The organism is Curtobacterium sp. MCLR17_032, assembly GCF_003234795.2.
Lineage (GTDB): Bacteria > Actinomycetota > Actinomycetes > Actinomycetales > Microbacteriaceae > Curtobacterium.
On sequence record NZ_CP126268.1, the window covers coordinates 3390288 to 3410633 of the forward strand.

Sequence of the window (20346 nt, forward strand, 5' to 3'; positions counted from 1 at the left end):
CTCTCCATCAGAGGTTGGCCAGGCTGACGCTGTTCTGCAGCGTCGTCGCCCGTGGGTCGGTGGGACTCGTTCCGGTCGTCACCGAGATCGACACCCGGCGGACCTTCGCGAGGTCAGTGGCGCTGAGCGGGACCGTCGGCGAACCGAGGACGGCCCCGCTGGCGTCTGAGAACTGGAAGACGGATGCCGAGACGACGCCGTTCGCGAGAGTCCTCGTCGACGCCGGCGCCGCCGTAAGGGTGGCCTGGGTCGAGAGCGGGAACGCGAAGTAGTCCGTGTACTGCACCGCGGTACCCGTCCACTTCGTCTCGGTGATCGTGCCGCGCGCAGGATCGAGGCCAAGCTGCACCTGCACCGGTTGTGTCACGGTCGAGGTCGTGTTCACGTAGGAGAAGAACCGCACGTTGGTCGCGCTGGCGTACTGGAACGCGTACTGGGAGTCATCGCCCGTCGCGACGGGGTTGTTCGTCGCCGACCGCATGATCCTCGTCATCTCGTTCATCGCAGCCGATGCCGAGCGGGTGTTCATGTTGACGGCCTGTGCCGTCACGGAGGCGTTCTGACTCGAGACCAGGAAGGCCCCGGCGACCGCTAGCACGATGACGCTGAGGGTCATCGCGACGATGAGTTCCACGAGACTGATCCCGCGTTCGTCACGGCGAACCCGGTCGATGAGTGCCAGTACCGCGCGCATCAGGGAGCCGCCGTGGTCCGCGGATCGAAGAGCACCGTGCGCCCGGTCGGCGTCACGTTCACGTTCGTCGCGCCGGGAGACGCCGCGAAGACCGGCGTGTTCGCACCGAGTGCCGTGGCGGACGTCCCCTCGCTGAACGCGTAAGTCCCGTACGGCAGCGCGATCGTCGTTGCACTCGCCGCCGTGAGTCCGGTGAAGACGTAGGTCGTGCCGGGGGTGGTCGTGCAGCCCGGGTCGTTCACGCCCTTCGCGCCTGCGGTCGCCTTCGCCACGAGCACCGTGTCGGTCCCCTGGAGCTTGGCGTCCACCACCCCCATCGGCACCTTGACCGTCTCTGTCGCCCCGCCGATCCCGCCGACGCCGGTCGGCACGCTGCGGGCGTCGACCATGAGCCCGTTCGCCGTCGGCGTCGTCCACTGCAGCGGGTTGACGTTCAGGCAGGTTGTCTTGTCGAACACTCCAGCGACTGCCGAGTACCCGGAGGGGAAAACGCGTGTGGAGGTCCCGGTCACCGGGGTCACCGCGTCCCCGTTGAGCAAGGAGACGCTCGACCCGGAGGGCAACCTGGGGTTGCTCCCGGCGCGCGCGTTGGCGGCCAGCTGGAAGTTCAGGACCGCTGGTTTGTCGAACACCATGCTCTGGCTGCCGACGCTCCCAGCCGTCGTCGTGACCGGGTAGGTCGGATTCGCGTTGAGCTTCGGGTCGGTGTACCCGCTCTTCGTGATGCCGACCGTGTAGCCCCCCGGTTTCACGTCCAGCGCGTACGTGCACCCGTTCGCATCGGTCGGTGCCGGTTGCGCCGCGAGGGCTCCGCCGTTCGATGCGGGCGTGACGGTAACCGAGACGCCGGCGTTCGGCGAGCCGTTGGCCGTCTGGACCGCGATGACCATCGTTGAGCTCGTGCTGCTCGACACCGACGAGGGCGGCGCGATCAGGGTGTCCATCGTCACGGACCGGGGCGAACTCGACGTCCCGTTGGTCCACGAGACATCAACGTTGACGCGCTTGTAGGAGAGCGTGCCGTCCCCGGCACCGCACACGGTGTCGGTCCCCGTCGAAGTGATCCAGTTCGTCGTCCGCCGGACCGAGTAGTCCTGCCCGGCGACGACCTGGACCGTGGAGGTGTTCGTGACCGCGAAGATGTCCTTCGCGCTCCTGACCAAGTCGACTTCCTGGGATGCGAGGTTCAGTGCAGCCTCCCGTGACCGGTTGTCCTGGGTCAGGTACACGCTCGAGACGATGCCGGCCGCGACGCCGGCCGCGATCATGGCGAAGACGGTCATCGCGACCATAACCTCGATGATCGTGAAGCCGTCCTCCACAACGAGACCGGAGCGGACTCGGTTGACGATCCGCATCATGCCGGTCTCCTCCGTTCTGGTAGCGCGGGTACGGAGAGGTGGACCGCGCGCGACGGCACGGTCCACCTCAAGTCGGTCAGGAGCAGGCGCCGGAGACGACGCCCCCGTCCTGCGTCACCTTGAACACGTGGTCCGTGCCGCCGACGTTGCTCGTCGCCTGGATACAGAACGCGCCCGTCGAGTTGCTCGGCGTACCGACGATCGCGGGCTCGACACCGGTGCCGGAGACGTAGTTGCTCGGCGTGTAGCCGCTGATGTAGGCCGTACCGGTCTTGAGCGAGGTCGGGTACTTGTTGTCGTTCGTGAAGGCTGTGATCATCGCGGTCTTCGCGTTGGTGAGATCCGACTTCGCCGCGGAGTCCTTGGCGTTGTTCTGGACGCCGATGTACACCGGGATGGCGATCGCAGCGAGGATGCCGATGATGATGACGACGACCAGGAGTTCGATGAGCGTGAAGCCCTTCTCCTTGTCCTCGAGGAGACCCTTGCGGCGAGCGTCGAGCTTGCCCATGAGAGCGAAGTACATGGTGGTTTCCGTTTCGTGGGAATGCAATAGAGGATGATGCCGGGGACTGCTCCGCCGCAATGTCAAAGGTAATGGGGACGCGATGAGCGCATAATCCCGAGAACGGGGGGCAGATTCGAGCGAAATACCCCCATTAACGGGGGCACGACGAAGAAGTTCTGCCCCCGAGAAGGGGGCAGCGGCCAACTACTTGACGAGAGTGGTGATCTGGAAGATCGGCAGGTAGAGCGCCACAATCATCCCACCGACAACGACACCGAGGAAAGCGATCAGCAGCGGCTCGATGAGCGACGTGAGCGCTTCGGTGGTTGCTTCCACTTCCGCGTCGTAGAACACCGATATCTTTTCCAGCATCACTTCGAGAGACCCGGCATCTTCACCGACCGCGACCATCTGCGAAACCATACTCGGGAATATCGACTCGAGAATGAGCGGCTCGGCGATCGTCGTGCCTTTCCGAACGGATTCCGCCACTCGGCCTACGGCATTCTCGACGACGATGTTGCCGGAAACCAGGCCGGCGATCTGCAGCCCCTGCAGAATGGGAACGCCGGCTGCGATCATGTCGGAGAGATTGCGGGAGAACCGCGCAATGACGATCTTCCGGTTCAACGCGCCGAATACCGGCACCCGCAGCTTGAGCGGGTCTATCGCGCTCCGCACCTTCACAGAGTTCTTGTTCGCGCGCCACCACAACCAGCCGATGACGACGAGGGGGATGAGTACCGGCAGCACGAACTTCATCGCGTGCGAGGCGTAGACGAGCACCATCGTCGGTAGCGGGAGCTTGCCCCCGAGGTTCGCGAACATGTCCTGGAAGATCGGCACGATGAACACGAGCATGATGGCAACGGCCACCAGGGACATGATGAGCACGACGACCGGGTAGGTCATGGCTGACTTGATGGTCGTCCGGAGCTTGTGCTCCTTCTCGAAGTTCGTCGCGATCGAGTCCATGGCCTGGTCGAGGAAGCCACCGGTCTCCCCCGCGCGGATCATGTTGATCATGATCGGCGGGAACTCTGCCTCGTACCGCGCGATCGCCTCGGAGAACGAGACACCCTGCTCGACCTCGTCGCGCACCTTCCCCAAGATGTCCTTGAGCTTCTTGCTCTCCGTCTGGTCCGCCAGGATCGACAGCGCACGAAGCAGCGACAACCCCGACGACAACATCGTCGACGCCTGCCGCGACATGATCGCCAGGTCCTTGAGCCCGACGCCTTTCTCGAAGCCCGGGATCTTGATCTCGGTCTGCAGCCCCGTGCCGGCCTTCGCCTCGGTGATGGCGATCGGCGAGACGCCCATGCCGCGCAGGCGCTGGACGACGGCGCCTTCGGACGCGGCGTCGACGCGGCCTTTGACGAGCTTCCCCGCGCCGTCCCGTCCGCGGTAGTCGAATGCGAGGGACATCAGTAGCCTCCGGAGAACTTGTCGCCGAAGTCGATCCCGCTCGCGGCGATGGCGTCGGCGGACGCGTCGGACGGCGACTCGACGCGCTGCACCAGTCGGTCGAAGCCCTCGAGGTCGTGCACCTTCTCGAGCGCCGCCTTGCGGGTGATGGTGCCGACGTTGACGAGTTCGGCCAGGTCCTGGTCCATCGTGTGCATACCCGCGTCACGCCCGGCCTGCATGGCCGAGGTGATCTGGTAGGTCTTGCCCTCGCGGATGAGGTTGCCGATCGCGGGGGTCGTCTTCATGATCTCGGTGGACACGATCCGCCCGGTGCCGTTGGCCTTGGGGACGAGGGTCTGGCACACGACACCTTCGAGGGTGGCGGCGAGCTGGGTGCGGATCTGGCCCTGCTGGTGCGGCGGGAACACGTCGATGACGCGGTCGATGGTGCCGGGAGCGCTCTGCGTGTGCAGGGTGGCGAACACCAGGTGGCCGGTCTCGGCGGCGGTGAGGGCGACGGAGATCGTCTCGAGGTCGCGGAGCTCGCCGATGAGGATGACGTCCGGGTCCTGGCGCAGCACGTGCTTCAACGCGCGAGCGAAGGACTGCGTGTCTGCGCCGACCTCGCGCTGGTTGATGATCGACTTCTTGTGGTCGTGCATGAACTCGATCGGGTCCTCGACCGTCACGATGTGGTCGGCCCGGGTCTCGTTGACCAGGTCGATGAGCGCGGCGAGGGTGGTCGACTTGCCGGAGCCGGTGGGGCCGGTGACGAGCACGAGACCGCGCGGCAGCTTGGCGAACTCCCCAACGTGCTCGGGGATGCCGAGCTGCTTGAGGGTCTTGATCTTCGTGGGGATGATGCGGAAGGCCGCACCCCAGTTGCCGCGCTGCTGGTAGTAGTTCACGCGGAAGCGGAACTCGGGCGACAGCGAGTACGCGAAGTCGAGTTCCTGTTCCTGGTCGAACTGCGCCGCCTGTTCGGCGGACATCAGGGTCTTGAGGGCTGCGATGACCTTGTTGCGCGCCCACGGGCCTCCCGGCACGGCGGGACGGAGCGAGCCGTCGACGCGGACCGTGGGCGGCGCGTCGGCGGTGACGTGCAGGTCGGACGCACCCTGGTAGACGACCTGGGCGAGTGCGGTGACGAGGTCGGCGTCGGCGTCTTCCCGCGCGTGGCGCGTGAAGTTGATCTCGGCGCTGCCGGACGGCGCGGCCATCGGCACCGGCGGTGCGGTGACGGCCTGGAGGCTCGTGGTCACGACCGCGGGCACGACCGGCAGCCGTTCGGTCGCCTGGTACCCGAGGGCGGAGTCCGGTGCGTAGCCGTAGCTCGCGGTCGAGGGCGGCACCGCCGCGGGCGGGGTGGCCGGCACAGCGTACGGCTGGGCGACCGGGACGGCGACGGGTGCGCCGCTCGGGGCACCCCAGCCGGCGAGGTCGTCGCTCAGGTCGTAGACGGGGGTGGCCGGCACCGCGGGTGCGGCGCCTGCGTCCGGGGTGCCGGGTTCGGCGGGTTGCACGGGGTGCTGCTGCACGACGTGCTGCTGCGCGGCCTGCGCCAGGCGTGCGGCCCGGCGGCCACCGACCTCGAGGCCGGGCGTCCCGGGGTGCCAGCCGTCGACGGGCTCGTCGCCGGCAGGGGTCAGGTCGTACACGGAGTCCGTCATCTGTCCGTCTCCCACGCCTACGCGACCACGCGCAGGATCTCGTCGACGCTCGTCAGCCCGAGCTTGACCTTCTCCCACCCGTCCATGCGGAGGGTGAGCATGCCCTGCTCCTGGGCGACGCGGCTGATCTCGGCACTCGAGGCCCGGGACACCGCGAGGCGCTCGATCTCCTCGGACACGGTCATGACCTCGTGCAGGGCGATGCGGCCGCGGTACCCGGTGTTCGAGCAGACGGAGCAGCCGATCGGCGCGAAGAAGTCCGGCACCTCGGCGGCGGCGCTGTCGAGGAAACCGAGGGCGTGCAGCTGCTCGGCTTCGTAGAACGCGGGGGCCTTGCACCGGTCGCAGAGCTTGCGGGCCAGACGCTGGGCGACCACGCAGTCGAGTGCGGACCCGACGAGGAACGGTTCGATGTCCATCTCGGTGAGCCGGGTGATCGCGGACGGGGCGTCGTTGGTGTGCAGGGTGGAGAGCACGAGGTGGCCGGTCAGCGACGCCTCGATCGCGATCTGGGCGGTCTCGTGGTCACGGATCTCACCGAGCAGGACGACGTCGGGGTCCGAGCGGAGGATGCTGCGGAGCGCCGACGCGAAGGTCAGTCCGGCCTTCGGGTTGACCTGCACCTGGTTGACACCTGCCATCCGGTACTCGACCGGGTCCTCGACGGTGATGACGTTGATCTCGGGCTTCGCGACCGCGTTCAGGGTCGTGTAGAGCGTGGTCGACTTGCCGGAACCGGTGGGGCCGGTGACCAGGATCATGCCGTACGGCTTCGAGTAGGAGCGCTGGTAGGCAGCGGCGTTCCGGTCGAGCAGATTGAGGTCCTTCAGCGTCAACGACGTGTTCGTGTTGTCGAGGATGCGCATGACGACCTTCTCGCCCCACACCGTCGGCAGCGTCGCCACGCGGAGGTCGATCTGTCGGCCGCCGTGCCGGACGGACATGCGGCCGTCCTGGGGTTTCCGCCGCTCGGCGATGTCGATGTCGCTCATGATCTTGAGCCGGCTGATGACGCCGTTCTGGATGTTCTTGGGCGCCGGGGTCATCTCGTGCAGGACACCGTCGATGCGGTAGCGGACCCGGACCTCGTGCTCGCCGGGCTCGATGTGGATGTCGGACGCGTGGTCCTGGATCGCCTGCGAGACCAGCAGGTTGACGAAGCGGACGATCGGGACGTCGTCGAGCGAGCCGTCACCGATGTCGGCCTGGTGCTCGGTGGTCCGTGCTTCTTCTTCGAGCGACGAGGTGAGGTCGTTGAGCTCGTCGTCGGCCCGCAGGTACCGGTCGAACGCCGACAGCAGGTCCCGTTCGTCCACCTGCAGCGGCTTGATCGGCCGGCCGGACGCCGTGCGAGCGTCGTCGATCGCCAGGACGTTCGCCGGGTTCACCATGGCGAGCACGAGGGTCTCGCCCTCGAACCCGATGCCGAGCACCGCGTGCCGGCGGCACAGCGGCGCGGGGAGCACCGAGACGGCCGTGCCGTCCACCGGGTAGTCGGTCAGCGGGACCGTCTTGGAGTTGTGGGACGCCGCACGCGCGGTGATGTACTGCGCCTCGCTCACGACGCCCTGCTCGACGAGTGAGCGGATCGCCTGCTCGTCGACGTCTTCGTGACCGGTCATCGCGTCGAGGTACTCGATCGGGAGGGCGCCGTTGAGGATCAGGATCTCGGACAGGGTTGCCATGTGCCCTGTACCTCCTTGCTTGCGCGCGCGACGGATCGGCGTGGATCGATGGGCGCCGCCAGGGTTGCGGCGCTCGACCACGGTACGTCCGGCGCCCGGCCGCCGAGCAGTCCCAGAAGGAGGGGCCGGAGGGGTTCTGACTGGACCCAGAACAGGGGTACCCGCGGGTATCGAGATCCGCGGGTGGGGCCTAGAGCGCCATCGAGGTCGTGATCGTGGCGGTCCCGCCGACGAACCCGAGTCGTTCGTAGAGCGCCACGGCACCGCTCGGGTTCTCAGCGTCGACCTCGAGGGACGCGGCGGACAGGTCGGCGTCGCGCAGGGCGTCGAGGGTGGCCCGGACGACGAGCGGTGCGAGGCCACGCCCGCGCGCTCGACGGACGACACCGACCCAGTGGATGTACCCGAAGCTCCGGCCGCGGGCGGCGAAGGCACCGGGGTCGGACTCGACCACCGTGAACGCCAGCACGTCCCCCTGTTCGTCCACGACCACGCGAGACAGGTCCAGCCGACTCTTCTCGGCGGTGAGGTACCCGCGCCAGTCCGCTTCGACCATCGGCTGGGAGCCCCAGTGGTCGCGGAAGGCGTCGTTCTTGGCAGCCCGCATCGGCTCGATGTCGTCTCCGGTCGCCGCACGCAGCACGAGGCCGTCCGGCAGCGACGGCAGGCGGTCCCGTTCCGCAGCGCGCTCGTCACCATCGAGCACGACCTGCATGTCGACCCAGGTGCGCACCGGGTGGAGTCCGGCCCGTGCGGCCAGCGCGAGCGCGGACGATCCCTGCGGAGCAGTGAGGTCGACGGCACCGGGCAGATCGAGGTCGAGCCCGGCGAGGTGCTGTCGGGCCCGTGCGGTCTGCCAGGCGAGCACCCGTCGGCCGATGCCCTGTCCGCGGTACGCGGGTCGCACCGAGCCGCCCAGGAGGATCCGGGCAGCGGTGTCCCTGGTCGGGACCGGGATGACGATGGCGTACGCGTGCACATGACCGTCAGCATCGGTCCCGACGACCGTGTCACGCTCGGGGTCGAGCCCTTCTGTGGACAGCCGGTGCACGAAGTCCTCTGTGGAGGGATGCGCGTGCGGCTCGTCGACCGCCGCCGACTCGAGGGCGATGCCGTGCACGGCCGGCAGGTCCGCCATGGTGGCCGGCCGGAACGTCAGCCCGCCGACCGGCTCGGGGAAGTCGAGGTGAGCCGGAGCCGTGACCCGTTCGCGCAGCGTCGCCATGCCCCCAGCATGCCCTACCCCTCGACGCGCCCGGCATCGACGGACCATGATGAGACATGGACATCACGAGCGTGACCGTGGGGTTGCCCGTCACCGACCTCGAGGCCTCCTGCCTCTGGTACGGCGCGGTGTTCGAACGGCTCGAGCCCGACCTCGAACCGACCGAGGGCGTCGCCGAGTACGAGGTCGGCGGCATCTGGATCCAGCTCCTCGAGGACCCCGACGCCGACGACAACCCCGTCATCGTCCGCTTCGGCGTGGACGACGTCGCCGCCCAGCACACGCGCATCGCGGCCCTCGGCATCGACGTCGGACCGATCGAGTGCGTCGACGGAGCCGTCGACTGGTTCGACGCCCGCGACCCCGACGGCAACGTCCTCAGCCTCTACTCGCTCGCCGACGAGAGTGGCCGCGGTTCCGGCGGGCGCGACAGCGACGCCGGGCGCTCCGTCTAGGACCCGCCCCGTCCGGACGGGAGGCACGTGGCGGGGTCCGCCCCGGGCGTCCCGTCCGTCACCGTGGCTCGGCACGCAACTGACGGAACCAACCCAGCACCAGAGGCACCACCGTCCAGATCATGAACGACGTGAGTGCCGGTCCGACCCCGACGGCACCTGCGTCGTCATCGACCCTCCACCGGAGGACCGGGTCCGCAAGCCAGCTGGCGAAGCCGTAGGGATTGGCCCAGACGAGGACAGCGGGGGTGAAGGCGAGTGCGATCGTCAGGACGAACGGCGCGAACACCGCAACCACGAGCGCCGGCGCAGTGCGCAGGATGAGCCCTCCGACCGCCATGGCCGTCAGGGCCGACGCGATGGTGGTGCCCAGCATCGAAGCGAACTGCGCGCCGACTCCAGCAGTCACGATGGTTCCGGCTGCCTGGACATCTGCGACGAGGAACACCAGGGCCGCGATGATGTGGATCACGACGAGTGAGCCCACCGTGAGCGCGAGGACAGCGAGGTAGCGGGCGACGATGACCCGAGAACGCCTCGGAGTCAGGACGAAGGTCACCAGGGCGGCCCGTGTGCCCCAGTCTGCAGTGAAGACCATGACCGCGAGCATCCCCACCAAGAGCGGCAGACCGAGCGACACCGCGGACACGAACGACTCGAATGTTCCGGATGTCCCGCCGGGGACGACGAGGCCGAGCGCGATACCAGCGCCGATCGTGACGATGAACGCCCATCGAGGACCCCGAGTGTCCACTGCTCGCCTGAGTTCGACGGTGGTGAGTCGGAAGACCTTCCGCATCAGTCGACCTTCCCCTGGTACTCGGGTGCCGACACTGTTGCGAGGAACTCGTCCAGACGGTGCTCATCGGCCCGGAGCTCGCACAGAGCGATGCCCTGGTCGCAGGTGAGTCGCCCGACGGCGACGGGGGAAGCCTCCACGACGAAGCGGCTCCCGGTCTGCTGAACACGCCATCCGGCTGCTCGGAGGACGCTTCCGAGACGGGTGTCGTCCGACCCGACTGTCGTCCGTTCTGTTCGGACGTCGCTCAGCGCCGTGTCCGCGACCACCCTCCCACGGGACACTGCGACGAGTCTGTCGGCTGTCCGCTCGACAGCAGCGAGCTGATGGGTCGAGACGAGCACGGTCCCTCCGCGATCGGCGAACGTCGTGAGCACGTGATCGAGCCAGAGGATGCCACCGGGATCGAGGCCGTTGGACGGTTCGTCCAACACGAGCGCGCCCGGGTCACCCAGCAGGGCGTGTGCGATGCCGAGGCGCTGCCGCATACCGAGTGAGAGCTGTCCCACGCGTCGCATCTGCACGCCTCCGAGTCCGACCAGCTCGACGCATTCGACCGCGCGATGGGAATCGACCCCCATCGTCATCGCGCCCAGCCGCAGCGTCTCTCGAACTGTGCGACCGGGGTGGAAGGCGGACGCGTCCAGGACGACCCCGATGGCACGCGCGGGCTCCTCGATGTCCAGGAGCCGCCGGCCGTTGATGAGTGCCGCACCCGCGTCAGGCCTGGTCAGACCAGCCAGGACGCGCAGAGCGGTCGTCTTCCCTGCACCGTTCGGGCCGCAGAAAGCGGTGATCGTTCCCGGTCGACAGGTGAAGCTCACGTCGGAGAGCACGGTGTTCCGTCCGTAGCGCTTGCTCACACCGTGGAGAGCGATCTCGACGCTCATCGTGTCACCGCGTGGATCAGGAACGCGCTACTGCACAGGAGCAGGCAGAAGACGAACGCAGCGGGGGCTCGACGGTTCGCTGAGTCCAGCGTCCCGGCGGCCGCGCAGCACAGCACGGCAATGCCCGCGGCCGCTACCGCGAGCGGCTTGTCCATGACTATCGCCGTCGGTGCCCACATCGCGATGACGACTGCAACGACGGACAGGACACTCGCTCCTCGGGACCGCAACGGATGTGGTCGTGTTGTTCTCGTTGTCGGCATCTCCGTGGTCTCCACCGCCTCCGGTGACGGGGGCCGCACCCCAGTACGGCCCCCGGTCACGCCCATCAGTTGAAGGACTTCCAGATGTCCCAGGCGGTGATCGCCGTGCTGATCGCACCGACCACGCCCTTGATCGCTGGCCACACCTTCGTCCGGAATGTCGCGTACGCCTTCTTGACGCCGTCCACGACCTTGTTCCAGAGTGCGGGCACCTTCTTCAGCGCGTTGATCGCAGTGCGGACGAGGGTGCCCCAGCTCCGCGTCTCGGTGCCGGTCGCGGTCTCGGTCGGCGCTGCAGGCGCTGCCCGGGGAGACTCCGAGATCGAGAGCGCCTCGGCCCGGACAGACACGTGATCGCCTCGGACCGCCGCGGACCCCTGGGCGGTGGGCGCGCTGGCCTGGGCCGACAGCCCTGATCCGAGCACGGACGCAGCGGTGATGCAGGCGACGATCGCCGTGGTGGTCGCCCAGTTGTGTTGCTTACACTTCATCAGATTGCTCCTCGCAGTCATCGGGCGCCGGACCGGGCATGGTCCGGCGCCCTTTCCGAACTCGTGGCAACATATCAAGTGTAGACGTTCAGTTCTACTCGGGGGCTGGTGCTGTTTGACATCCCGCGACAGAGCCACCATCGAACGGACAAGGATCCCGCGCCCGACTTCCACCGCCGACGAAAGCGGCCGTGGTTCCGGTGGTCGCGACAGCGACGCCGGTCTGCGCTTGGGACCCAGCCCCATCCGGACAGGAGGCCCGTGGCGAGCCCTCCCCGTGCCTCCCGTCCGGCGCCCGCGGGCGCAACCGCACGAACGAAGGAGGGCCCCGCATCCGACTGGATGCGGGGCCCTCCTCAGGGACTCACTCGGTTCAGTTGTACGTACCCGGCGTGAAGTCGTCCGACGAGAAGCTGTCGAAGTCGACGAAGCTCAGGTCGGCGTCCGAGAACGACGAGTCGTCCGCGAAGATGCGGTTCGGGTACCGCTCCGCCTTCGCTTCTTCCGTCGCGTTCACGTCCACGTCGCGGTACCGGCTGAGGCCCGTCCCGGCGGGGATGAGCTTACCGATGATGACGTTCTCCTTGAGGCCGACGAGCTGGTCCTGCTTGCCCTCCATGGCCGCCTGCGTCAGGACGCGGGTGGTCTCCTGGAAGGACGCGGCGGACAGCCACGACTCGGTCGCGAGGGACGCCTTCGTGATGCCCATGACCTCCTGGCGAGCCGAGGCGGTCTTGCGACCCTCCTGCAGCGCAGCCCGGTTGATCGCGTTGTAGCGCGACCGGTCGACGAGCTCACCCGGCAGCAGGTCGGTGTCGGCGTGGTCGACGACGGTGACCTTGCGGAGCATCTGACGGACGATGACCTCGATGTGCTTGTCGTGGATCGGCACACCCTGCGAGCCGTAGACGTCCTGCACACCGTTGACCAGGTGCTTCTGGACCTCTCGGACACCCTTGACCCGGAGGACTTCCTTCGGGTCGACGGTGCCGGCGATGAACTGCTCGCCGAGCTCGACGTGCTGGCCGTCCTCGATGAGGAGGGTCGCACGCTTGAGCACCGGGTAGATGAACGGCTCGTCGCCGTTGTCCGGCGTGAGGATGATCCGACGACCCTTGTCCGTGTCCTCGATCGTGGCGCGGCCGGGGGCCTCGGCGATCGGGGACGCGCCCTTCGGGGTGCGAGCCTCGAAGAGCTCGGTCACGCGGGGCAGACCCTGCGTGATGTCGTCGGCCGAGGCCGAACCACCCGTGTGGAAGGTACGCATCGTCAGCTGGGTACCGGGCTCACCGATGGACTGGGCGGCGATGATGCCGACCGCCTCACCGATGTCGACCAGATTGCCCGTGGCGAGCGAACGGCCGTAGCACTGCGCGCAGACACCGACGGCCGACTCGCAGGTCAGGACCGAGCGCACCTTGATGCTCTCGACACCGGCTGCCAGCAGCTTGTCGAGGAGGACGTCACCGACGTCCTCGCCGCCCTCGGCCACCACGGTGCCCGAGGCGTCGACGGCCTCGGTCGCGAGGGTGCGCGAGTAGACGGTGTTCTCGACACGCGGGTCGCGGACGAGCTTGCCGTCGGCACCCATCGTCGCGATCGGCAGCTCGAGGCCACGGGTCGTCCCGCAGTCGTCCTCACGGATGATGACGTCCTGCGACACGTCCACGAGACGACGGGTCAGGTACCCCGAGTCGGCGGTACGGAGAGCCGTGTCCGCCAGACCCTTGCGAGCACCGTGCGTGGCGATGAAGTACTCCGCCACCGTCAGGCCCTCGCGGTACGAGTTGATGATCGGGCGGGCGATGATGTCACCCTTCGGGTTGCTCACCAGACCACGCATACCGGCGATGTTGCGCACCTGCAGCCAGTTACCACGAGCACCCGACGACACCATGCGGTTGATGGTGTTGTCCTTCGGGAAGTTGTCGCGCATCTCCTGCGCGATCTCGTTCGTGGCCTCGGTCCAGATCTTGATCAGGTCGGCGCGACGCTCCGAGTCCGTGATCAGACCCTTGTCGAACTCACCCTGGACCTTGGCGGCCTGGATCTCGTAGCCCGCGATGATCTCCTTCTTGCGAGGAGGCGTCACGACGTCCGAGAGGGCGACGGTCACACCGGAGCGGGTGCCCCAGTAGAAGCCCGCGTCCTTGATCCGGTCGAGTGCAGCGGCCGTCTCCGTCTTGGAGTAGCGCTCGGCGAGGTCGTTGACGATCGCGGAGAGCGTGCCCTTGTCGGTGACCTTCTGGACGAACGGGTAGTCCGTCGGGAGGGTCTCGTTGAACAGCGCGCGACCGAGGGTGGTCTCGAGGAGGATCGACTGACCGACCTCGTAGCCCTCGGGTGCTTCACCCTCGGCGAAGTGGACACCCGACATGCGGATCTTCACCATCGCGTTGAGGTGCAGCGTGTTCTGGTCCTTCGCCATGATCGCCTCGGCGACCGAGGAGAACGAACGGCCTTCACCGACGGCGCCCTCGCGGACGGTCGTCAGGTGGTGCAGACCGATGATCATGTCCTGTGCGGGCAGGGTCACCGGGCGGCCGTCGGACGGCTTCAGGATGTTGTTCGAGGCGAGCATCAGGATGCGGGCCTCGGCCTGGGCCTCGACCGACAGCGGCAGGTGCACGGCCATCTGGTCGCCGTCGAAGTCCGCGTTGAACGCAGCACAGACCAGCGGGTGGAGCTGGATGGCCTTGCCCTCGACGAGCTGCGGCTCGAACGCCTGGATGCCGAGACGGTGCAGCGTGGGCGCACGGTTCAGCAGGACGGGGCGCTCGCGGATGATCTCCTCGAGCACGTCCCACACCTGGGCACGCGAACGCTCGACCATGCGCTTGGCCGACTTGATGTTCTGCGCGTGCGACAGGTCGATCAGGCGCTTGATGACGAACGGCTTGAACAGCTCGAGCGCCATCTGCTTGGGCAGACCGCACTGGTGGAGCTTGAGCTGCGGGCCGACGATGATGACCGAACGACCCGAGTAGTCGACGCGCTTGCCGAGCAGGTTCTGGCGGAAACGACCCTGCTTGCCCTTGAGCATGTCGCTCAGGGACTTCAGGGCGCGGTTGCCGGTACCCGTGACGGGGCGGCCACGACGACCGTTGTCGAACAGCGCGTCGACCGCTTCCTGCAGCATGCGCTTCTCGTTGTTCACGATGATCTCGGGGGCACCGAGGTCGAGCAGGCGGCGGAGACGGTTGTTGCGGTTGATCACACGACGGTAGAGGTCGTTGAGGTCCGACGTGGCGAAGCGGCCACCGTCGAGCTGCACCATCGGGCGCAGTTCCGGCGGGATGACCGGCACGACGTCGAGCACCATCGCGGCCGGCGAGTTGCCGGTGGCGAGGAAGGAGCTGACGACGCGCAGACGCTTGATCGCGCGGATCTTCTTCTGGCCCTTGCCCTCGGCGATCTGCAGACGCAGTGCCTCGGCCTCAGCGGCCAGGTCGAAGGCCTCGAGCCGCAGCTTGATCGCCTCGGCGCCCATGAAGGCGTCGAAGTAGATCCCGAAGCGGTCCTGGAGCTCGTGGAAGACGGCGTCCTCGGGCTTGAGGTCGCCCACCTTGAGGTTGCGGAAGTCCTCCCAAACACGCTCGAGACGGGTGATGTCCTCGTCGAAGGACTTGCGGACCTGGGACATCTCCTTCTCGGCGGTGTCCTTGGTCCGGCGCTTCACGTCGGCCTTGGCGCCTTCTTCCTCGAGCGCTGCGAGGTCGTCCTCGAGCTTCTTGAGGCGGTCGGCGATGATCGAGTCGCGCTGACCCTCGAGCGTCTTGATCTCGAGGCGCATCTCGTTCTCGAGGCCGGGCATGTCAGCGTGACGGCCCTCCTCGTCGATGCTGATGATCATGTACGCCGCGAAGTAGATGACCTTCTCGAGGTCCTTCGGGGCCATGTCCAGCAGGTAGCCCAAGCGCGACGGAACGCCCTTGAAGTACCAGATGTGCGTGACGGGTGCGGCGAGCTCGATGTGGCCCATGCGCTCACGACGGACCGAGGACTTGGTGACCTCGACGCCGCAGCGCTCGCAGACGATGCCCTTGAACCGGACTCGCTTGTACTTGCCGCAGGCGCACTCCCAGTCGCGGGACGGACCGAAGATCTGTTCACCGAACAGACCGTCCTTCTCGGGCTTCAGGGTGCGGTAGTTGATCGTCTCCGGCTTCTTGACCTCGCCGTACGACCACTGGCGGATGTCCTCGGCGGTAGCGAGGCCGATCCGAATGGCGTCAAAGGAAGTTGCTTCGAGCAATGTTCTTCTCTCTTGCTGGTTCGAAACGTGTTCAGCGGGCGGGATCAGATGTCGTCGACGGACGACGACTCGAACCGCGAGGAGATGTTGATGCCGAGCTCTTCAGCGGCACGGAAGACCTCGTCGTCCGTGTCGCGCAGGCTGACCGCCTGGCCGTCCGCCGAGAGGACCTCGACGTTCAGGCAGAGCGACTGCATCTCCTTCATGAGGACCTTGAACGACTCCGGGATGCCGGGCTCCTGGATGTTCTCGCCCTTCACGATCGCCTCGTAGACCTTCACGCGGCCGAGGATGTCGTCGGACTTGATCGTCAGGAGCTCCTGGAGGGCGTACGCGGCACCGTATGCCTCGAGCGCCCACACCTCCATCTCGCCGAAGCGCTGTCCACCGAACTGCGCCTTCCCACCCAGCGGCTGCTGCGTGATCATCGAGTACGGGCCGGTCGAACGGGCGTGGATCTTGTCGTCGACCAGGTGGTGCAGCTTCAGGATGTACATGTAGCCGACCGACACGGGCTCCGGGAACGGCTCGCCGGAGCGGCCGTCGAAGAGCTGTGCCTTGCCCGAGGAACCGATCAGACGCTCGCCGTCGCGGTTCGGGAGCGTGGAGTCGAGGAGGCCCTCGATCTCGCGCTCGTACGCACCGTCGAACACCGGGGTGGCGACCTTCGTGCCGGGGGCTGCGCTGTGCGCGGCTTCCGGCAGGTTCTCGGCCCACTCCTGGATGCCTTCGACCTGCCAGCCCTGCTTGGCGAGCCACCCGAGGTGGATCTCCAGCACCTGGCCGAAGTTCATGCGTCCGGGGACGCCGAGCGGGTTGAGGACGATGTCGACCGGGGTGCCGTCCGCGAGGAACGGCATGTCCTCGACCGGCAGGATCGTCGAGATGACGCCCTTGTTGCCGTGACGACCGGCGAGCTTGTCGCCCGCGGTGATCTTGCGCTTCTGGGCGATGTAGACGACCACGCGCTGGTTGACGCCCGAGCCGAGCTCGTCGTCGCCGTCCTGCGAGTCGAACACCTTGACGCCGATGATCGTGCCCTCTTCACCGTGGGGCACCTTGAGCGAGGTGTCGCGGACTTCGCGCGACTTCTCGTTGAAGATGGCACGGAGCAGGCGCTCCTCGGCGGACAGCTCGGTCTCGCCCTTCGGCGTGACCTTGCCGACGAGGATGTCGCCGGGGCGGACCTCGGCACCGATGCGGATGATGCCGCGCTCGTCGAGGTCGGCCAGGAGGTCCGGGCTGACGTTCGGCAGGTCGCGGGTGATCTCTTCCTTGCCGAGCTTGGTGTCGCGGGCGTCGACCTCGTACTCCTCGATGTGGATCGAGGAGAGCGTGTCGTCCTTCACGAGGTTCTGCGACAGGATCATCGCGTCCTCGTAGTTGTAGCCCTCCCACGGCATGAACGCGACGAGGAGGTTCTTGCCGAGCGCGAGCTCGCCGTTCTCCGTCGCGGGGCCGTCGGCGATGACCTCGCCCTGCTCCACACGCTCACCGGCGCTGACGATCACGCGGTGGTTGTAGCTGGTGCCCTGGTTCGAGCGGTCGAACTTGCGCAGGTAGAAGGTCTGCGTGCCACCTTCGTCGAGCTGCAGGGTCACGGCGTCGGCCGAGACCTCGGAGACGACACCGGCCTTGTCGGCGGTGATGACGTCGCCGGCGTCGATGGCGGTGTAGCCCTCCATGCCGGTGCCGACGAGCGGCGACTCGGAGCGGAGGAGCGGCACGGCCTGGCGCTGCATGTTCGCACCCATGAGGGCGCGGTTCGCATCGTCGTGCTCGAGGAACGGGATGAGCGAGGTCGCGACCGACACCATCTGGCGCGGCGAGACGTCCATGTAGTCGACCTCGTCCTTGCCGACGAGCTCCACCTCGCCGCCCTTCTTGCGGACGAGCACCTTGTCGTCAGCGAAGTGGAACGTGCTCGTCAGCGGGGCGTTGGCCTGCGCGACGACGAACTCGTCCTCTTCCGAGGCGGTCAGGTAGTCGATCGTCTTCGTGACCTCGCCGTTGACGACGCGACGGTACGGGGTCTCGATGAAGCCGAACGAGTTGATCCGACCGAAGGACGCGAGCGAGCCGATCAGGCCGATGTTCGGGCCTTCCGGGGTCTCGATCGGGCACATGCGGCCGTAGTGCGACGGGTGGACGTCACGGACCTCGACGCCGGCACGCTCACGGGACAGACCACCCGGGCCGAGGGCCGACAGGCGACGCTTGTGCGTCAGACCCGCGAGCGGGTTGTTCTGGTCCATGAACTGCGACAGCTGGGACGTCCCGAAGAACTCCTTGATCGCAGCGACGACGGGACGCACGTTGATGAGCGTCTGCGGCGTGATGGCCTCGATGTCCTGCGTGGTCATGCGCTCGCGGACGACGCGCTCCATGCGGGACAGACCGGTGCGGACCTGGTTCTGGATGAGCTCGCCGACCGCGCGGATGCGACGGTTGCCGAAGTGGTCGATGTCGTCCACGTCGAGGCGGAGCTGCACCGGCTCACCGTCACGGACGCCGTCCATGGTGGTGCGCTCGGCGTGCAGGGACACCAGGTACTTGATCGTCGCGACGATGTCCTGCACGGTGAGCACCGAGTCGGACAGCGGGGCGTCGATGCCGAGCTTGCGGTCGAGCTTGTAGCGACCGACCTTCGCCAGGTCGTAGCGCTTGGAGTTGAAGTAGAAGTTGTCGAGGAGCGCACGCGCGGCCTCGGCAGCGACCTGCTCGCCCGGGCGCAGCTTGCGGTAGATGTCCTTGAGCGCCTCTTCCTTCGTGAGGACGGCGTCCTTCTCGAGGGTCGACTCCATGGACGCGAAGCCCTGGAACTCCTCCATGATCTCTTCGCTCGTCAGGCCGAGGGCCTTGAGGAAGACGGTCACGGACTGCTTGCGCTTGCGGTCGATGCGCACGCCGACCTGGTCGCGCTTGTCGATCTCGAACTCGAGCCAGGCGCCACGCGACGGGATGATGCGCGCCGAGTAGATGTCCTTGTCGGACGTCTTCTCCTGCGCACGCTCGAAGTACACGCCCGGCGAGCGCACGAGCTGCGAGACGACGACACGCTCGGTGCCGTTGATGATGAACGTGCCGCGCTCGGTCATGAGCGGGAAGTCGCCCATGAAGACCGTCTGCGTCTTGATCTCACCGGTCATGTGGTTCATGAACTCGGCGTTGACGTACAGCGGAGCGGCGTAGGTCTTGCCGCGCTCCTTGCAGTCGTCGATCGAGTACTTCGGGTCCTCGAGCTCCGGGGACGTGAACGAGAGCTGCATGGTCTCGCCGAGGTCCTCGATCGGGGAGATCTCCTCGAAGATCTCCTCGAGGCCGGAGTGCAGCGCGAGGTCGGTACGACCCTGCTCCTGCCCTTCGGCGAGGCGGGCCTTCCATGCGTCGTTGCCGACGAGCCAGTCGAAGCTCTCCGTCTGGAGGGCGAGCAGATCAGGAACCGTGAGGGTGTCCGTGATCTTGGCGAACGAGAGTCGCGAGTGGTTGCGACCGTTCTTGGGGTTGGTGGATGCGTTGGGCGCAGCAGCCAAGGGTGTGACCTCCGGTAGGCCCCGTCGGGCCGACACTGACGAAGCAGTGTGTAGGTGAGTGGATAGATCGCTCGGCGCAACCCGGTGATCAGGACACGAGTACGGTGTGCTCCGGGTCCGGAGCCGCGTGTGGGATGATCGGTGAGCGGGTCCCGCCGCCATATACGGGACCGGCATCACCAGGCGTGTTCAGCGAAGCACCTGCTGAGAGGCGTCTTCGTGGAACTCGGTCGACCGCAATATGACGACACGGATGCCAGGGAGCGCGAACTGTCATCATAGGTGGCTCGGCAGTGCGCTGTCCAGTCCCTGGCTTGACCGAGATCGAGTCCGGCGTGTATAAGCGCCGGACGACCTGTCTCATCCCGCGGCGGAAGCCAGAGCGGAGCCCTCGGCGGGAGCCAGAGCGGAGCCCGATCGGGCAGCCCCGACCAGCGCCCGCACCGCGTCCTCGGGTCGGTCGCTCCGCACGAACGTCGTCCGCCCCGACACGTCGGTGATCTCCACGCCGGGCCCCGGCGTCAGCACGAGTGCCCGCCGTCGACGACCGACCCGCAGCCCGATGCCGCCGTAGGTGCGCGCGTCCGCCTCGGTCACCCGGACGGCCGTGATGGCCCGGCGGGCGATGCGCCGCGGCGGGAGCGGGCGGAAGTGCAGGACGACCGCGTCCTCGGTGACCGTCAGGCCGGCCCGGGCGACGAGCGCCAGGACACCGACGACGATCGCGACGAGGCCCGGGATCACCAGTGCGGACTCGGGAGCGTCTCCCGGCCAGCCGAGGACGGCCGCGGTGAGCGCGAGACCGGCCGTCAGGACGACCCCGCCGACGGCGCGCATCCAGACCGGTGCGCCTTGGTGGTCCTCGACGAGCGGACGGGAGGCCCGCCCCGCCCCCGCCTCGCTCCGCACCCGGGCCGGAGCGTGCGTCGGGGTCCGGCCCGGTCGGCTCGGTCGGACGGGGACGGACATGGTGTCGGCGGTCATGGGGGTGCTCCTTCGGGCGGGCGCCCGGACGTCGTGCGGGGTGTGCTGGCCGCGGTGCTGGTGAGGGCGGTGCGGGGCGCAGCGGTGCGGGTGGACGCGGAGCACGTCGTCGGGACCCGCGAC

General features: G+C 67.5%; 14 protein-coding genes. 1 reads left to right on the forward strand and 13 read right to left on the reverse strand.

The window, feature by feature from the left end:
• Nucleotides 1-7: 7 nt before the first annotated feature.
• From DEI97_RS16105 to DEI97_RS16135, 7 genes are all read right to left on the reverse strand, one after another.
• Nucleotides 8-694, reverse strand: a complete 687-nt coding sequence (locus DEI97_RS16105; protein ID WP_111073950.1) for a PulJ/GspJ family protein — start codon at nt 692-694, stop codon at nt 8-10.
• The gene (locus tag DEI97_RS16110) at nt 694-2055 is read right to left on the reverse strand and encodes a prepilin-type N-terminal cleavage/methylation domain-containing protein (protein ID WP_111073951.1); all 1362 of its coding nucleotides are present in this window, start codon (nt 2053-2055) and stop codon (nt 694-696) included. The genes DEI97_RS16105 and DEI97_RS16110 overlap by 1 nt, the downstream gene beginning before the upstream one ends.
• A 76-nt stretch (nt 2056-2131) precedes the next feature.
• Nucleotides 2132-2581, reverse strand: a complete 450-nt coding sequence (locus tag DEI97_RS17780; RefSeq protein ID WP_308202974.1) for a type II secretion system protein — start codon at nt 2579-2581, stop codon at nt 2132-2134.
• Between the two features lie 186 nt (nt 2582-2767).
• On the reverse strand, nt 2768-3991 hold the full coding sequence (locus DEI97_RS16120; protein WP_111073952.1) for a type II secretion system F family protein: 1224 nt from the start codon (nt 3989-3991) through the stop codon (nt 2768-2770).
• On the reverse strand, nt 3991-5643 hold the full coding sequence (locus DEI97_RS16125) for a type IV pilus twitching motility protein PilT (RefSeq protein WP_284158284.1): 1653 nt from the start codon (nt 5641-5643) through the stop codon (nt 3991-3993). The genes DEI97_RS16120 and DEI97_RS16125 overlap by 1 nt, the downstream gene beginning before the upstream one ends.
• A 17-nt stretch (nt 5644-5660) precedes the next feature.
• Nucleotides 5661-7328 (reverse strand): GspE/PulE family protein, encoded by a 1668-nt coding sequence (locus DEI97_RS16130; RefSeq protein WP_111073953.1) that lies wholly within the window; start codon nt 7326-7328, stop codon nt 5661-5663.
• A gap of 190 nt (nt 7329-7518) precedes the next feature.
• A complete protein-coding gene (locus tag DEI97_RS16135) occupies nt 7519-8553 on the reverse strand; it encodes a GNAT family N-acetyltransferase (RefSeq protein ID WP_181439152.1) in 1035 nt (344 codons plus the stop codon).
• A gap of 56 nt (nt 8554-8609) precedes the next feature.
• On the opposite strand from DEI97_RS16135, the gene DEI97_RS16140 reads away from it, so the two are divergent.
• Nucleotides 8610-9008: a VOC family protein gene (locus DEI97_RS16140; RefSeq protein WP_181439153.1), complete on the forward strand. Its 399-nt coding sequence runs from the start codon at nt 8610-8612 to the stop codon at nt 9006-9008.
• A gap of 58 nt (nt 9009-9066) precedes the next feature.
• Here DEI97_RS16140 and DEI97_RS16145 read toward each other — a convergent pair whose 3' ends face one another.
• The 6 genes from DEI97_RS16145 to DEI97_RS16170 form a co-directional block, all read right to left on the reverse strand.
• Nucleotides 9067-9807: a hypothetical protein gene (locus tag DEI97_RS16145; protein ID WP_111073955.1), complete on the reverse strand. Its 741-nt coding sequence runs from the start codon at nt 9805-9807 to the stop codon at nt 9067-9069.
• Nucleotides 9807-10697, reverse strand: coding sequence for an ABC transporter ATP-binding protein (locus tag DEI97_RS16150; protein WP_111073956.1), 891 nt, complete (start codon nt 10695-10697; stop codon nt 9807-9809). The genes DEI97_RS16145 and DEI97_RS16150 overlap by 1 nt, the downstream gene beginning before the upstream one ends.
• A 328-nt stretch (nt 10698-11025) precedes the next feature.
• Nucleotides 11026-11451 (reverse strand): hypothetical protein, encoded by a 426-nt coding sequence (locus DEI97_RS16155; RefSeq protein ID WP_111073957.1) that lies wholly within the window; start codon nt 11449-11451, stop codon nt 11026-11028.
• A gap of 373 nt (nt 11452-11824) precedes the next feature.
• On the reverse strand, nt 11825-15706 hold the full coding sequence (locus DEI97_RS16160; RefSeq protein ID WP_111073958.1) for a DNA-directed RNA polymerase subunit beta': 3882 nt from the start codon (nt 15704-15706) through the stop codon (nt 11825-11827).
• A 44-nt stretch (nt 15707-15750) separates the two neighbouring features.
• On the reverse strand, nt 15751-19239 hold the full coding sequence (gene rpoB, locus DEI97_RS16165) for a DNA-directed RNA polymerase subunit beta (protein WP_111073959.1): 3489 nt from the start codon (nt 19237-19239) through the stop codon (nt 15751-15753).
• A gap of 360 nt (nt 19240-19599) precedes the next feature.
• Entirely contained in the window at nt 19600-20223 is a 624-nt protein-coding gene (locus tag DEI97_RS16170) for a hypothetical protein (protein ID WP_111073960.1), read from the reverse strand.
• Nucleotides 20224-20346: the final 123 nt, after the last annotated feature.